This is a genomic window from Dactylosporangium thailandense (assembly GCF_059739745.1).
The window spans coordinates 8,908,101-8,922,106 of sequence record NZ_AP029195.1; the positions used below are offsets into that span (position 1 = coordinate 8,908,101).

The 14,006-nt window shown below is 72.1% G+C and carries 12 protein-coding genes and 1 tRNA gene; 3 read left to right on the forward strand and 10 right to left on the reverse strand.

Annotated features, from left to right (window positions below):
• Nucleotides 1–56: 56 nt before the first annotated feature.
• From AC6JBM_RS39555 to AC6JBM_RS39565, 3 genes are all read right to left on the reverse strand, one after another.
• Nucleotides 57–1,037 carry a ribose-phosphate diphosphokinase gene (locus tag AC6JBM_RS39555; protein WP_350626173.1) on the reverse strand — a complete coding sequence of 327 codons (981 nt, stop codon included), beginning with the start codon at nucleotides 1,035–1,037 and terminating at the stop codon, nucleotides 57–59.
• Nucleotides 1,038–1,070: 33 nt separating this feature from the next.
• Nucleotides 1,071–2,576 (reverse strand): bifunctional UDP-N-acetylglucosamine diphosphorylase/glucosamine-1-phosphate N-acetyltransferase GlmU, encoded by a 1,506-nt coding sequence (glmU, locus tag AC6JBM_RS39560; RefSeq protein WP_497978964.1) that lies wholly within the window; start codon nucleotides 2,574–2,576, stop codon nucleotides 1,071–1,073.
• A gap of 10 nt (nucleotides 2,577–2,586) precedes the next feature.
• Nucleotides 2,587–2,661 (reverse strand) — tRNA-Gln (locus tag AC6JBM_RS39565).
• 233 nt (nucleotides 2,662–2,894) lie between these two features.
• Between AC6JBM_RS39565 and AC6JBM_RS39570 the strand changes: the two genes are divergently transcribed.
• On the forward strand, nucleotides 2,895–3,872 hold the full coding sequence (locus AC6JBM_RS39570; protein WP_497978965.1) for an acyl-CoA desaturase: 978 nt from the start codon (nucleotides 2,895–2,897) through the stop codon (nucleotides 3,870–3,872).
• A gap of 80 nt (nucleotides 3,873–3,952) precedes the next feature.
• Nucleotides 3,953–4,555, forward strand: a complete 603-nt coding sequence (locus AC6JBM_RS39575; RefSeq protein ID WP_433089821.1) for a TetR family transcriptional regulator — start codon at nucleotides 3,953–3,955, stop codon at nucleotides 4,553–4,555.
• On the opposite strand, the gene AC6JBM_RS39580 is transcribed toward AC6JBM_RS39575, so the two are convergent.
• From AC6JBM_RS39580 to AC6JBM_RS39605, 6 genes are all read right to left on the reverse strand, one after another.
• Nucleotides 4,536–5,651 carry a CehA/McbA family metallohydrolase gene (locus AC6JBM_RS39580; protein WP_497978966.1) on the reverse strand — a complete coding sequence of 372 codons (1,116 nt, stop codon included), beginning with the start codon at nucleotides 5,649–5,651 and terminating at the stop codon, nucleotides 4,536–4,538. The two genes, AC6JBM_RS39575 and AC6JBM_RS39580, sit on opposite strands and share 20 nt — an antisense overlap.
• A gap of 82 nt (nucleotides 5,652–5,733) precedes the next feature.
• Nucleotides 5,734–6,204, reverse strand: coding sequence for a DUF4383 domain-containing protein (locus AC6JBM_RS39585; protein WP_497978967.1), 471 nt, complete (start codon nucleotides 6,202–6,204; stop codon nucleotides 5,734–5,736).
• A 20-nt stretch (nucleotides 6,205–6,224) separates the two neighbouring features.
• Complete coding sequence (locus AC6JBM_RS39590) at nucleotides 6,225–8,018, reverse strand: ABC-F family ATP-binding cassette domain-containing protein (protein ID WP_497978968.1); 1,794 nt, start codon at nucleotides 8,016–8,018, stop codon at nucleotides 6,225–6,227.
• Nucleotides 8,019–8,026: 8 nt separating this feature from the next.
• Nucleotides 8,027–8,974 carry a 4-(cytidine 5'-diphospho)-2-C-methyl-D-erythritol kinase gene (locus AC6JBM_RS39595; protein ID WP_497978969.1) on the reverse strand — a complete coding sequence of 316 codons (948 nt, stop codon included), beginning with the start codon at nucleotides 8,972–8,974 and terminating at the stop codon, nucleotides 8,027–8,029.
• 9 nt (nucleotides 8,975–8,983) lie between these two features.
• Nucleotides 8,984–9,847 carry a 16S rRNA (adenine(1518)-N(6)/adenine(1519)-N(6))-dimethyltransferase RsmA gene (gene rsmA, locus AC6JBM_RS39600; protein ID WP_497986629.1) on the reverse strand — a complete coding sequence of 288 codons (864 nt, stop codon included), beginning with the start codon at nucleotides 9,845–9,847 and terminating at the stop codon, nucleotides 8,984–8,986.
• On the reverse strand, nucleotides 9,838–10,695 hold the full coding sequence (locus AC6JBM_RS39605) for a TatD family hydrolase (RefSeq protein ID WP_497978970.1): 858 nt from the start codon (nucleotides 10,693–10,695) through the stop codon (nucleotides 9,838–9,840). Before AC6JBM_RS39605 ends, rsmA begins: the two co-directional genes overlap by 10 nt.
• 81 nt (nucleotides 10,696–10,776) lie before the next feature.
• Between AC6JBM_RS39605 and AC6JBM_RS39610 the strand changes: the two genes are divergently transcribed.
• The gene (locus tag AC6JBM_RS39610) at nucleotides 10,777–11,958 is read left to right on the forward strand and encodes a hypothetical protein (RefSeq protein WP_497978971.1); all 1,182 of its coding nucleotides are present in this window, start codon (nucleotides 10,777–10,779) and stop codon (nucleotides 11,956–11,958) included.
• A 97-nt stretch (nucleotides 11,959–12,055) separates the two neighbouring features.
• Here the strand turns inward: AC6JBM_RS39610 and metG are convergent, their stop codons facing one another.
• Complete coding sequence (gene metG / locus AC6JBM_RS39615) at nucleotides 12,056–13,819, reverse strand: methionine--tRNA ligase (RefSeq protein WP_497978972.1); 1,764 nt, start codon at nucleotides 13,817–13,819, stop codon at nucleotides 12,056–12,058.
• Between the last annotated feature and the right edge of the window lie 187 nt (nucleotides 13,820–14,006).

The following is a 14,006-nucleotide window of genomic DNA, read 5'->3' on the forward strand; positions in this document are numbered from 1 at the left end:
GCCGCCGGGGGCGTGGGGGACGGAGTCCCCCACCGGCCACGACTCGTGCGGAACTTCTAGGACAGCCCGCCGAAAAGGGTCGTCACCGAGCCGTCGTCAAACACCTCACGAATCGCCCGAGCGAGCAGCGGGGCGATCGAGAGCTGCGTGATCTTCTCCACCTTGCGGTCCGGCGGCAGCGGCAGCGTGTTCGTCACCACAACCTCGCTGATCCGGCTGGCGTCGAGCCGGGAACACGCGGGGTCGGAGAGCACCGGGTGCGTGGCGGCGACCACGACCTCGGCCGCGCCCTCGTTGAAGAGGATGTCCGCGGCGCTGACGATCGTGCCGCCGGTGTCGATCATGTCGTCGACGATGAGGCAGACCCGGCCCTCGACCTCGCCGACCACGCGGTTGGCGACGACCTGGTTGGGCTTGCTGGGGTCGCGGGTCTTGTGGATGAAGGCCAGCGGGCAGCCGCCGAGCCGGTCGGTCCACCGCTCGGCGACGCGCACCCGGCCGGAGTCGGGCGCGACGACCGTGATCGGGCGGCCCGCGTACTTGGCCTCGATGTGGTCGGCGAGGGTGTTCATGGCGAACAGGTGGTCGACCGGGCCGTCGAAGAAGCCCTGGATCTGCGCGGTGTGCAGGTCCACGGTGAGGATGCGGTTGGCACCGGCCGTCTTGAGCAGGTCGGCGATCAGCCGGGCGGAGATCGGCTCGCGGCCGCGGTGCTTCTTGTCCTGCCGAGCGTAGGGGTAGAACGGCAGGACGACCGTGGTGCGCTTGGCCGAGCCGCGCTTGAGCGCGTCGACCATGATCAGCGTCTCCATCAGCCAGTCGTTGATCGGCGAGACCATCGACTGCACGACGAACGCGTCGGAACCGCGGACGCTCTCGCGGTACCGGATGAAGATCTCACCGCTGGCGAAGTCGTAGGCGTCCATCGGGGTCGGGTCGACCCCGAGCACGGCGCCGATCTCCTCGGCCAGCGCGGGGAACCCCCGGCCGGAGAAGAGCATGAGGTTCTTGCGGTTCTCCGAACTGATGCTGGCCATTGGGGTTGCCCGCTCCCGATCTCGTGGTTGCGCTCATTGTTCGTCGGGAAGACCCGTTTCAGCCACCTGACCGGCCCCGGCGTGGTTTTCTTCACGTGCCTGAGCCGCCTGCGCCGCCTCGGCGGCCGCGGTGCCGGGCCGCTTGCGCTCCACCCATCCCTCGATGTTGCGCTGCTGGGCGCGCGAGACGCCGAGCGCGCCGGCCGGGACGTCCTTCACGATGATGCTGCCGGCGGCCGTGTACGCCCCGTCACCGATGGTCACGGGGGCCACGAACATGTTGTCGGCGCCGGTGCGGGCGTGGGCGCCGATGGTCGAGCGCTGCTTGCGCACGCCGTCGTAGTTGACGAAGACCGTGGCGGCGCCGATGTTCGTGTGCTCGCCGATGGAGGCGTCACCGACGTAGGACAGGTGCGGCACCTTCGCGCCCTCACCCAGCGTCGCGGCCTTGGTCTCCACGAAGGTGCCGACCTTGGACTTGCGCCCGAGCTCGGTGCCGGGGCGCAGGTAGGCGAACGGCCCGACCGAGGCCTGCGGCCCGATGTCGGCGGAGACGGCATGGGTGCGCACGACCGTGGCGCCGGGGCCGACGACCACGTCGATGAGCGAGCTGTCCGGGCCGACCACGGCGCCCTCGCCGATGCTGGTCGCGCCGCGCAGGTGGGTGTTGGGTTCGACGACCGCGTCGCGCTCGAGGGTCACGGTCACGTCGATCCAGGTGGTGGCCGGGTCGATGATGGCCACCCCGGCGCGCATCCACTCGGTGTTGATCCGGTCGCGCATGAGCGCCCGCAGGCCGGCCAGCTCCGCGCGGTCGTTGGCGCCGAGGGTCTCGGTCGCGTCCGGGGCCCGGTGGGCGACGATCGCGGAGCCGGCCGCGGCCAGCAGGGCGATGACGTCGGTGAGGTACTCCTCACCCTGGTCGTTGTCCGTGGAGAGCTTGCCGAGCATCTCGCGCAGCGCGGTGGCCTCGAAGACGTAGGCCCCCGAGTTGATCTCCCGGATCGCGCGCTGGTCCGGCGTCGCGTCGCGCTCCTCGACGATGGCCGCGAACTCCCCGCCCCGGTTGCGCACGATGCGCCCGAGCCCGGTGGGGTCCGGGACCTCGGCGGTGAGCACGGTGGCCGCGGCCTTCGTGGCCTCGTGGGTGTGCACGAGCGCGGCCAGGGTCTCGGCGCGCAGCAGCGGGATGTCGCCGTTGAGCACGACCACGGTCCCGGTCAGCTCGGGGTTGGCGTCGAGGGCGATGCGCACGGCGTGGCCGGTGCCCCGCCGCTCCTCCTGGGTGACCGGCCGCGCCTCGGGCGCCACCTCGGCCAGGTGCTCGCGGACCTGGGCGCCGCCGTGGCCCACGACCACCGTCACGGTGCCGCTGTCCAGGAACGGCTCCGCGGCGGCCAGCACGTGCCCGAGCAGGGTGCGCCCGAGCAGGGGATGCAGGACCTTGGGGACCGCGGACTTCATCCGCTTGCCTTCGCCGGCGGCCAGGATGATCACGTTTCTCACGGAGCGCTCCTCGACGGTGTCGGTGCGCCTCATCGTAGTCAGGTGGCTGGGGTGCCTGGATTCGAACCAGGACTGCGAGGCTCCAAAGGCCTGCGGGCTGCCGTTACCCCACACCCCACTGCCACCGCCGATTGAAGCCTAGCCTGCGCGTCGATCCCTTTTGCCCCAGGGGCATCCGGCACCCCGCGGAACGAAGTTCAGCCGTTCGGGTCGGACCAGGACCGACGAAGATCACAATGGAACACCGGGTCACCACCTTGACACGAGCACCGTATGGCCAACCTACGCACCCGTAAGTTACGGTGACGTAGGCGTAGCCCCGCCCGGTGACGATTCCCCTTGAGAGGTGCCATGTCCGTATCGGTCCTTGATCCCACGTCCACCGACGGCCCCGATCGCGGGCCGAAGCCGCTCACCGAGGGCAAGCAGCACCCGGGGATCATCGTCGCGCTGTGGGCCTTCGTGATCCTGCCGTTCGTCGCGCTGGTCGCCGCCGTCCCGGTCGCCTGGGGCTGGGGCCTGAGCTGGCTCGACGTCGTCCTCGGCGCGATCTTCTACATCATCGGGGGACTCGGCATCGGGACCGGTTTCCACCGGTACCTCACCCACGGCGCGTTCAAGGCCAACCGCGGCCTGCGCATCGCGCTGACGATCGCGGGCAGCACCGCGATCGAGGGCAACCCGACGCAGTGGGTGGCCGACCACCGCCGCCACCACGCGTTCTCCGACCGCGAGGGCGACCCGCACTCGCCGTGGCGTTTCGGCGAGTCCTTCGGCGGCCTGGTCAAGGGCCTCTTCTACGCCCACGTGGGCTGGCTGTTCTTCCGCGAGCTGTCCAACCGCGAGCGCTTCGCCCCCGACCTGATGGCCGACAAGGACATCCAGCGCATCGACAAGGCGTTCCCGCTCATCGTCACCCTGTCGGCGAGCCTGCCCGCGATCATCGCCGGCCTCGTCACCTGGTCGTGGCAGGGCGCGCTGTCGGCGTTCTTCTGGGCCGGCCTGATCCGCATCGGCCTGCTGCACCACGTCACCTGGTCGATCAACTCGATCTGCCACGTCTACGGCGAGCGGCCCTTCGAGACCCGCGACGGCGACAAGGCCAGCAACTTCTGGCCGCTGGCGATCCTGTCCTTCGGCGAGAGCTGGCACAACCTGCACCACGCCGACCCGACCTGCGCCCGCCACGGCGTGGACAAGGGCCAGATCGACATCAACGCGCGGCTGATCTGGATCTTCGAGAAGCTCGGCTGGGCGACCAACGTCCGCTGGCCCAAGCGCGACCGGCTCGACGCCAAGCGCGTCGCGGCTGGCACGATGAACGGGTGACCGAGCGCCCGGAGGACCATGCGCAGCCGCGGCCGCCGCTGCCGCCGCCGCCCGCGATCTCGACCAAGTCACGGGTGCGGATGTCCTCCGCACAGCGCCGTGAGCAGCTCATCGCCATCGGGCGCGCCCTGTTCGCCGAGCGGGGCTTCGACGCCACCTCCATCGAGGAGGTGGCGTCGCGGGCGAAGGTGTCCAAGCCGGTGGTGTACGAGCACTTCGGCGGCAAGGAGGGCCTCTACGCGGTCGTCGTGGACCGCGAGGTGCGCTCGCTGCTCGACCGGATCACCAACGCGCTGACCGCCGGCCACCCGCACGAGCTGCTCGAGCAGGCGGCGCTGGCGCTGCTGGACTACATCGAGGCGGAGACCGACGGGTTCCGGGTGCTGGTGCGCGAGTCGCCGGTGATGTCCCCGACCGGCAACTTCATGAGCGTGCTCAACGACGTGGCCCACCAGGCCGAGCACATCCTGGGCGCGGAGTTCAAGCGGCGCGGCTTCGACCCGAAGCTCGCCGAGCTCTACTCCCAGGCGCTCGTCGGCATGGTGGCGCTGACCGGCCGCTGGTGGCTGGAGGTGCGCAAGCCCAAGAAGGAAGTGGTGGCCGCGCACCTGGTCAACCTCGCCTGGAACGGCCTGTCCAACATGGAGGGCAAGCCGACCCTGGTCACCCGCGCGGGGAAGTGAAGAACGGGCTGCAGTAGGCCACGGCGTGCCCGGCCGAGCGGTAGCCGGGCAGGTCCCCGGCCCGCGGGTCGGCCGGGCGGGCCGGGTCGGTGACCCGCAGGACGGTCCAGTCGCCCTCCGCCAGCGGCGTGCGCAGGCGCAGCGTCCCGCCCGAGACGCGGAAGTCGTGCTCGGCGACCACCTCCGGCACCGGCTCGCCGCGCTGCAGCACCTGCAGGCGCAGCGGGTGCCCGAGCCACTCGTCCGGCGCCGCGAAATCCAGCTCGATCTCCACGATCCGGCCTTGGTACCGCACGTGCCGCCCCATCGCCGTGCCGTTCAGCCGCGCGTCGGCCCGCAGCCCGCGCTCCCGGGTCGCGAACATGCGCCGGCCCAGCATCGCCGCCCGCACCCCGTCGCGGGTGCGGCTCGGGGCCCACAGGCCCGTGCTCCCGAGGCCCTCGTGGAATCCCCAGCCCTCGCGGTGCTCGTCGGTCACCCCGGCCAGCCCGACCCGCCAGCCCGCGTCCAGGCAGGCCACCAGCGGCGAGAGCTCCCCGCCGTCGACGCCCTCGAAGAGGTAGTCCTCGTCGCGGTTGAACATCTCGAGCGCGACCAGGCGGCGGGCCAGGCGTGGGTCGTACCGGAACAGCCCGAAGCGACCCGGCTCGCGCCCGGGGTGGTTGAAGCCCACGAGCTCGTCCCCGGCCGCGAGCCACTCGTAGAACGCCGGGATCGCCGTGCCCGCGCCGCCGGTCTGCAGCGGCTCGACCCAGCGGTCGCCGCCCCAGACGTTCATGTGCCCGAGCGCCGTGCTCGACCACTCGAAGCCGCGCAGCGCCACGAACGCACCGGGCTCGTCGGCCGCGTCGGCGAGCTTGCCGAGCCGCCGCCAGCCCTCGTCGTCGATGGTCTTGGCGGGCTCGCAGGGGCCGTACGCGTGGTCGGTCACCGCGGCGACGTCGAGGCCGGCGGCCCGCATCGAGGCGAACGCCTCACCGGCCCAGCCGACCCCGTCCGAGAGCCGCGTGTGGTTGTGCAGGTCCGCATGCAGCAGGAGTTCGCCCCGGGCGGGCGGCTCGTCATCACCTTCGGTGATCAGTAGCGCGTCCGGCATCTTCCCAGCCCAGCACCGCGGGGCGGCGCGGGCAAGGAATCGGTGCGAACTCCTGGCGAACGGTCGTGCGACCGGCGGCCGGTCAGGCCACGCGGGCGTTGTGGCGGTGCTGCTCCTCGGCCGTGGCCGCGGCCGCCGGGCCGACACGGTCGTAGAGGCTCGCGGTGCCGATGATCCCGGCGAGGATGAAGGTGACGATCACGTTGACCATGGAGAAGGCGAACACGTTCGCCTCGGTCTGCATGAGGGCCAGCGACGCCATGCCGACCGCGGTCAGCACCACGCCCGCGAGCGTGTTGATCGCGTGGGCCACGTTGCGGCCGATGATGTTCGCGCCGACCACGATCACGCCGGCGACGATCGAGAGCAGGGCGAACGCCGGGTTCGTGCGCAGGCCCAGCACCCACTCGGCCTCGTCACGGGTGAAGAAGTCCGAGCCGGACGTCGCGATGAAGCCGACCACGCCGTAGACGAGCATGTAGAGGCCCGCCACCACGCAGAGCAGCCGGTAGAGCGGCCGGAGGTGGTGGTTGACCGGGAAGTGTGAGGCCATGGGCCAATCCTAAGATGACCTCAACCGGCGATCTCGGCCAGGGCGAGCCATTGCTCCTCGAAATCGGCTTTTTCCTGCTGCACGGCCCGAAGCTGAGCGTCCAGCTCGGTGATCTTCCCGTAGTCGGTGGCGTGCTCGGCGAGCTGCGCGTGCAGCTGCGCCTCCTTCTGGCTCAGCTTGTCGATGCTGCGCTCGAGCTTCGCCAGCTCCTTCTTCGCCGCCTTCTGGTCCTTCTCGCTCGCCCTGAGGTCGGGCGCCCGCTCCACGACTGCCGGCTGGGCCTTGGCCACCCCGAAGCCCGAGGAGTCCGACACGTGGGCCAGGTACTCCTCGACGCCGCCCGGCAGGTGCCGCAGCCGCCCGTCGCCGTGCATGCCGTAGACCACGTCGGCGACCCGCTCGACCAGGTACCGGTCGTGGCTGGCCACGATGATCGTGCCCGGCCAGGTGTCGAGCAGGTCCTCGAGCGCGGCCAGGGTGTCGATGTCCAGGTCGTTGGTCGGCTCGTCCAGCAGCAGCACGTTGGGCTCGGTGGCCAGCAGGCGCAGCAGCTGCAGCCGGCGCCGCTCGCCACCGGAGAGGTCGCCGACCGGGGTCCAGACCCGGGCCCCGGTGAAGCCGAAGACCTCGGCCAGCTGGGCGGCGGACAGCTCCCGGTCGCCGAGCTTGACCCGCTTGGCCACCTCCTCGACCGCCTCCAGCAGCCGCAGGTCGTTGGGCAGCTCGCGCAGCTCCTGCGACAGGAACGCCGGGCGGACCGTGGTGCCGCGCAGGACCCGGCCGCCGTCGGGCTCGCGGACGCCCGCGAGCACGCGCAGCAGCGTGGTCTTGCCCGCGCCGTTGGCCCCGAGCACGGCGATGCGGTCGCCGGGCCCGACGATCCAGTCGGTGGGCTCGAGCAGGGTCCGCTCCCCCGCCCGCAGCGTGACGCCGTCGAGCTCGTAGACCTGCTTGCCCAGCCGGGTCACGGCGAGGCGCTGCAGCGAGACGGTGTCGCGGGCGGGCGGGACGTCGGCGATGAGCGCGTTGGCCGCGTCGATGCGGAACTTGGGCTTGCTGGTGCGCGCCGGCGGGCCGCGGCGCAGCCAGGCGATCTCCTTGCGCAGCAGGTTCTGCCGGCGGGCCTCGGTCTCGGCCGCCACCCGCACCCGCTCGGCCCGGGCCAGGGTCCAGGCCGCGTAGCCGCCCTCGTAGGCGCGCACGGTCGCGTCGGCGACCTCCCACGTGGTCGTGCACACCGCGTCGAGGAACCAGCGGTCGTGGGTGACGACGATGAGCGCGCCGCGGCGCTGCAGCAGGTGCCGGGCCAGCCAGGCGATGCCGGCCACGTCGAGGTGGTTGGTGGGCTCGTCGAGGATGAGCAGGTCGGCCGGGCGCACCAGCAGCGCGGCGAGCGCGACGCGGCGCCGCTCGCCACCGGACATCGGGCCGACGGGCGCGTCCAGGCCCAGGTGCGGCATGCCGAGCCCGCCCAGCACCGTGCGCACGCCCGCGTCGCCCGCCCACTCGTGCTCGGCGGCGAACCCGGCCGGCAGCCAGGCGGTGCCGACGATGACGTCGCGGACGGTGGCCTGCGGCGGCAGGTCGAGGGTCTGCGGCAGCGCGGCGACGCGCAGGTCGCGGCGGTGGGTGACCCGGCCCTCGTCGGGCTCCTCGGCCTTGGTGAGCATCCGCAGCAGGGTCGTCTTGCCGGCGCCGTTGAGCCCGACGATGCCGATCCGGTCGCTGTCGTCGATGCCGAGGGACACCTCGTCGAAGATGCGCCCGGCCGGGTAGGTCTTGGAGACCTTGTCGAGATTGACGATGTTGGCCATCTACGCCCTCACAGCACTCGGGCGCCGGGGACGGGACCGACGGCGGTCTTCACGGCCCGGCAGCACTGGCGCGACTCCAGCTCGGCGGCGAGCAGCGCGGCGTGCCGGGCGTCCTCGGCCAGGAACACACAGGTCGGGCCGGAGCCGGAGACCAGGCCGGCCAGGGCGCCCGCGTCCAGCCCGGCGTCGAGCACCGCGCGCAGCTCGGGGCGCAGGTGCAGCGCGGCGGCCTGCAGGTCGTTGGCGAGCCGGTCGGCGAGCACCTCGGGGTCCCGCTGGCGCAGCGCCGCGAGGAGGTCGTCCGGCGCTCCGGCGGTGGAGTTGCCGCCGAGCTGGTCGAATGTGCGGTACACCACCGGCGTCGACAGCCCCTCGTCGGCCACGGCGAGCACCCAGTGCCAGGCGTGCCCGCCGGTGAGCACGGGGCTCACGAGCTCGCCCCGCCCGGTGCCCAGCGCGGTGCCGCCGAGCACCAGGAACGGGATGTCCGAGCCCAGCGTGGCGGCGATGGCGGCCAGGTCGTCGCGGGACATCCCGGTGCCCCACAGGTGGTCGCAGGCCACGAGCGCGGCGGCGGCGTCGGCGCTGCCGCCGGCCAGCCCGGCCGCGATCGGGATCTGCTTCTTCAGGTGCAGCCGCGCGTGGGCGTCGTGCCCGGTCTCGGCGGCCAGCGCCCGCACCGCGCGCATGACGAGGTTGTCCTCGCCCAGCGACAGCTCGCCGGTGCCCTCGCCCTCCATGGTGAGCGTGAGCGTGTCGCCGCGGCGGGCGGTGAGCTCGTCGTAGAGGCCGATCGCGTGGTAGACGGTGGTCAGCTCGTGGAAGCCGTCCGGACGCGCCGGCCCGACGTGCAGGTGGAGGTTGATCTTCGCGGGCACGCGGACCCGGACCGGTCCGTGCGCGGCCAGGCGCGGCCGGTCGAACTCCTCGTCCTCGGAGAAGAGCGGCTCGGTCACTGCTGCACCCTACCCGGGCGAGTCGCCGGGACCGCGTTGGCTCGCTATCCGGGTGAAGTCGTCCACCGTGAGCTGCTCGCCGCGCAGCCCCGGGTCGACCCCGGCCGCCCGCAGGATGCGCTCGGCCTCCGGCGCGCCCCCGGCCCAGCCGGCCAGGGCGGCCCGCAGCGTCTTGCGGCGCTGGGCGAAGGCGGCGTCGATCACGGCGAAGGTCGGCGCGCGATCAGAGCCGACCCTGCCGGGCCCGTCGTGCACCTCGAAGCCGACCAGCCCGGACTCGACGTTCGGCACGGGCCAGAAGACGGCGGCGGGCACCTTGCCGGCCTGGCGCGCGGTCGCATACCAGGCCAGCTTCACGCTCGGCACGCCGTAGACCCGCGATCCCGGCCCGGCGGTGAGCCGGTCGGCGACCTCCTTCTGCACCATCACCAGGCCGCGCCGCAGGGAGGGCACGGTCGCCAGCAGGTGCAGCACGACCGGGACGGCGACGTTGTACGGCAGGTTCGCCACCAGCGCCGTCGGCTTCACCCCGGACAGGTCGGCCCGCAGCGCGTCCCCGGCGATCACGGTGAGCCGCTCGGCCTGCTCCGGCGCGAACTGCCGCACCGTCTCGGGCAGCGCCGCGGCCAGCGGCGGGTCGATCTCGACGGCGCAGACCGGGTTGCCGTGTTCCAGCAGCGCCAGGGTCAGCGAGCCCAGCCCCGGCCCGACCTCCAGCACCAGGTCGTCGGGGGCGAGATCGGCGGCGCGCACGATCCGGCGCACCGTGTTGGGGTCGTGCACGAAGTTCTGCCCGAGCTGCTTCGTGGGGCGGATGCCGAGGCGGTCCGCCAGCTGCCGCACGTCGGCGGGGCCGAGGAGGGTCACGTCCAGCTGCCGAAGGCTCGTTCGCCGTTGGCGGAGATCGCGGCGCACAGGGCGGCCAGGTCGTGCCCGGTGACCTCGGCCAGGGCCCGGACCGTCAGCGGGATCAGGTAGGACGCGTTCGGCCGGCCGCGGAAGGGCATCGGGGTGAGAAACGGCGCGTCGGTCTCGACCAGGATCGCGTCCAGCGGGGTGATGGCCGCCGCGCGGCGCAGGTGGGCGGCGTTGCCGAAGGTCACCGTGCCCGCGAAGCTGAGCAGGAAGCCGCGGTCGAGGCACTCCCGGGCGAAGTCCTCGTCGCCGGAGAAGCAGTGCATGACCACCTGGTCCGGCGCGCCCTCCTCGTCGATGACGGCCAGGATGTCCTCGTGCGCGTCGCGGTCGTGGATGACCAGCGCCTTGCCGTGCCGCTTGGCGATGGCGATGTGCGCGCGGAAGCTCTCGTGCTGGGCCTTGCGCCCCTCGTCGCCGGTGCGGAAGTAGTCCAGCCCGGTCTCGCCGATGCCCCGCACCCGCGGGTGGGCGGCGAGGCGCTCGATCTCGCGCAGCGCGCCGTCGAGGTCGGCCAGCCGGGGCGCGTCGTTGGGGTGCAGCGCCACGGTGGCGAGCACCGCCGGGTGGCGCTGTGCGGCCTCGACGCCCCACCGCGACGACTCGACGTCGACGCCGACCTGCACCAGGCGGTCCACGCCGGCGGCGCTCGCGCGGGCGATCGCGTCCTCGATCGTGGCCGGCCCGTCGGGCGCGTCCCCGTCGAGGGTGATGTCGATGTGGGTGTGGCTGTCGAGCACCCTGACCGGCAGCGGCTCGGGCGCGGGCGGGAAGGCGCCCTGGCGACTGTGTTTTCTCGCACTCATCGGGGTCAAGCATGCCACCCTCGATGTGCCGTTCACGCGCCGTTCACCGAGTCACAATCACCCGGCCCTAGCGTCGGGCAGGTGACGGTAATCGGACACGCGGAAGGGTCCGCGACCCACAGCGTGACGATCGACGGGGTCAGCTACCCGGCCGAGGAGATCGCCCAGGGCGCGGCCTACGAGGTGTATGCGACCCACGCGGCCCCCGGGTTCCTGCCCAACCCGAGGCCGGGCGCGAAGTGGCCGTACCGCCGCTTCGTGCACGCCACGGAGGTGACCTCCGCCCTCGACGGGCTGGAGGACGAGCCGCTGCTGATGCCGGTCACCCGGGCGCTGGACTGGCCCACCATCCACCGGCTGAGCCAGACCCCGGCCGCCGCGTCCGCGCTCGCCCCGATCCGCCGCACCGCGGTCGTCCGGCGGGGCACCCGGATGATCAAGTTCCTCTCCGGCCGGCAGCTGCAGGGGTACCTCAAGGGCTGGCCGATCAGCGGCTTCTGCTACCGCGCCTTCGACGTCGCCCACCTGCGGACCCCCGAGGACCTGGCCATCCTGTCCGGCGAGAACACCGGCGGCGTGGTCTTCGCGGTGCGCTGGCGGGCCGTGGACGCCCACGACTACGACGTGCCGCTGGCGGGCAACTACGGCGGGCTGGTGACCATGCCCCCGCACGACCGCCTCGGCCCGCCCGTGATCGGCACCGGCTTCGCCCCCAGCGGCAGGCACATCGTGCCCGAGTTCGTCACCGCCGACCTGGCCGAGCTGCCGGTGCCGGCGAACACGTCGCTGGTCGCCTACACGGGCGACGGCACCGAGGTCACGCTCTACACCTACCTGCCGGAGCAGCGCGCCTGGAGCCGGATGCACGGCCCGCAGTGGCGCCACCTGCTGCCGGACTCCTCCGACCAGGAGTACTTCCCGGTCACCCCACCGATGACCCGCTACGTGGGCTCCTACCGCGACAACGTGTTCGAGGCGATCGTGGACCCGCCCGGCGAGTTCCGGGTGGCCGCCAAGACCCGCGCCGCCCGCTACCCGCTGGAGACCCTGGCCCGCCGGGTACCGCGCGCCACCTGGCGCGACGCCCGCTGCACGGTGATCCGGCAGGAGGGCGACTGGCTGCGGCTACGCCTGTCCCGCCCGGACGGCGACCAGGTCGCCCGACTTGGCGCCCACTGCGTCGAGCGCGGCCTCTACGAGGCGTGGGCGCCGGCCAGCGAGGTGACCGACGCCCACGAGAGCGACCACTGGTATCAGCTATAGGCCTGGCGCCCGCTTCGCGGGCACTTCTTGCCGCGCTTCGCGGGGCTGTTCTTGCCGGCGTTTCGCTCCGGCCGCCCGGCGGTCAGCTCGGCCGCGGCTAGCTCTGCAGGCGCGCGAGCTCTTCCTCCACGATGGACTCGTCCAGCTTCTTGAACACCGGGGTCGGGGCCTCGAGCTTGGTCCCGGCCTCGATGTCGACCGGCTCCCACTTGGTGCCGACGGTGTAGTCGCCCATCAGCACCGGGTAGGAGAGGCCGTTGTCGAGGTCCTCGACCTCGCGGATCTCGGGCATCGGCGCGTGCACCCCGGTGCCGCCGAGCAGCTCGTGGATGCGCTGGGCGGCGTGCGGCAGGAACGGCGTGAGCAGCGTGTTGCAGTCGCGCACGGCCTGCAGCGCCACGTGCAGGACGGTGCCCATGCGGGCCTTGTCCTCCTTGAGCTTCCACGGGGCCTGGTCGGAGAAGTACTTGTTGACCTCGCCGACGATCCGCATCGCCTCGGTGATGGCGGCCTTCTGCCGGTGCTTGCCCAGCAGCTGCCCGACCGACTCGAAGCCGGCCCGGACGGCGGCCAGCAGCGCGTCGTCCTCCGCGGTGCGCTCGCCCGCGGCCGGGACCTCGCCGAAGTTCTTGGCGGCCATCGAGATCGAGCGGTTGACCAGGTTGCCCCAGCCGGCCACGAGCTCGTCGTTGTTGCGCCGGCGGAACTCCGACCAGGTGAAGTCGGTGTCGTTGGACTCGGGGCCGGCCACGGCGATGAAGTAGCGCAGCGCGTCGGCGTCGTAGCGCTCGAGGAAGTCCCGCACGTAGATGACCACGCGGCGGGACGAGGAGAACTTCTTGCCCTCCATCGTGAGGTATTCCGAGGAGACCACCTCGGTGGGCAGGTTCAGCGCGCCCAGGGACTGCGGCTTCGGCCCGGAGTAGCCCAGCAGGATCGAGGGCCAGATCACCGAGTGGAAGACGATGTTGTCCTTGCCCATGAAGTAGTAGCCCTGGGCCTGCGGGTCCTGCCACCACTGCCGCCAGGCCTCGGGGTCGCCGCTGCGGCGGGCCCACTCGATCGAGGCCGACAGGTAGCCGATCACCGCGTCGAACCACACGTAGATGCGCTTGTCGGCGCGGTCGCGCCACGCCTCCAGCGGGATCGGCACGCCCCACTCCAGGTCGCGGGTGATCGCCCGCGGCTGGAGGTCGTCGATGAGGTTGCGGGAGAACTTCAGCACGTTGGGCCGCCAGCCCTCGCGGGTGTCGAGCCAGGCGTTGAGCTGGTCGGCGAACGCGGGCAGGTCGAGGAAGAAGTGCTCGGTCTCGACGAACTCCGGGGTCTCCCCGTTGATCTTCGAGCGCGGGTTGATCAGCTGGTCGGGGTCGAGCTGGTTGCCGCAGTTGTCGCACTGGTCGCCGCGGGCGCTGTCGTAGCCGCAGATCGGGCAGGTTCCCTCGATGTACCGGTCGGGCAGCGTGCGCCCGGTCGACGGGGAGATCGCGCCGAGCGTGGTCTTGGCGATGATGTACCCGTTGTCGTAGAGCCCCGCGAAGAGCTCCTGCACGACCTGGTAGTGGTTGCCGGTGGTGGTGCGGGTGAACAGGTCGTAGGACAGCCCGAGGCCGTGCAGGTCCTCGACGATCACGCGGTTGTAGCGGTCCACCAGCTCGCGCGGGGTCACGCCCTCGGCGTCGGCCTGCACCTGGATCGGCGTGCCGTGCTCGTCGGTGCCCGAGACCATCAGCACGTCGTGGCCGGCCATCCGCATGTAGCGGCTGAAGACGTCGGAGGGCACCCCGAATCCGGACACGTGACCGATGTGGCGCGGGCCGTTGGCGTAAGGCCAGGCGACCGCGGCGAGAACACGACTCATGACCTGAAAGCGTAGTGACCCGTCGTGGTGTTCCGCGAACAGGATAGTTGTGTTGCGGAACCGGATAAGTTCGCCCGACACGCGTGCCACGTCCGAAACGTCGGCTATCGCCCGTTGTCCAATGAAAACGTGAGCGAAGAGGCAGTTCGGCACGCAGGGGCAGATCGGCGCGCAGGGGCAGATCGGC

Coding starts and splice junctions, on each gene's coding strand:
- AC6JBM_RS39555 (WP_350626173.1), bottom strand. CDS start 1,037: ATGGCCAGCATCAGTTCGGAGAACCGCAAGAACCTCATGCTCTTCTCC.
- glmU (WP_497978964.1), bottom strand. CDS start 2,576: ATGAGGCGCACCGACACCGTCGAGGAGCGCTCCGTGAGAAACGTGATC.
- AC6JBM_RS39570 (WP_497978965.1), top strand. CDS start 2,895: ATGTCCGTATCGGTCCTTGATCCCACGTCCACCGACGGCCCCGATCGC.
- AC6JBM_RS39575 (WP_433089821.1), top strand. CDS start 3,953: ATGTCCTCCGCACAGCGCCGTGAGCAGCTCATCGCCATCGGGCGCGCC.
- AC6JBM_RS39580 (WP_497978966.1), bottom strand. CDS start 5,651: ATGCCGGACGCGCTACTGATCACCGAAGGTGATGACGAGCCGCCCGCC.
- AC6JBM_RS39585 (WP_497978967.1), bottom strand. CDS start 6,204: ATGGCCTCACACTTCCCGGTCAACCACCACCTCCGGCCGCTCTACCGG.
- AC6JBM_RS39590 (WP_497978968.1), bottom strand. CDS start 8,018: ATGGCCAACATCGTCAATCTCGACAAGGTCTCCAAGACCTACCCGGCC.
- AC6JBM_RS39605 (WP_497978970.1), bottom strand. CDS start 10,695: ATGAGTGCGAGAAAACACAGTCGCCAGGGCGCCTTCCCGCCCGCGCCC.
- metG (WP_497978972.1), bottom strand. CDS start 13,819: ATGAGTCGTGTTCTCGCCGCGGTCGCCTGGCCTTACGCCAACGGCCCG.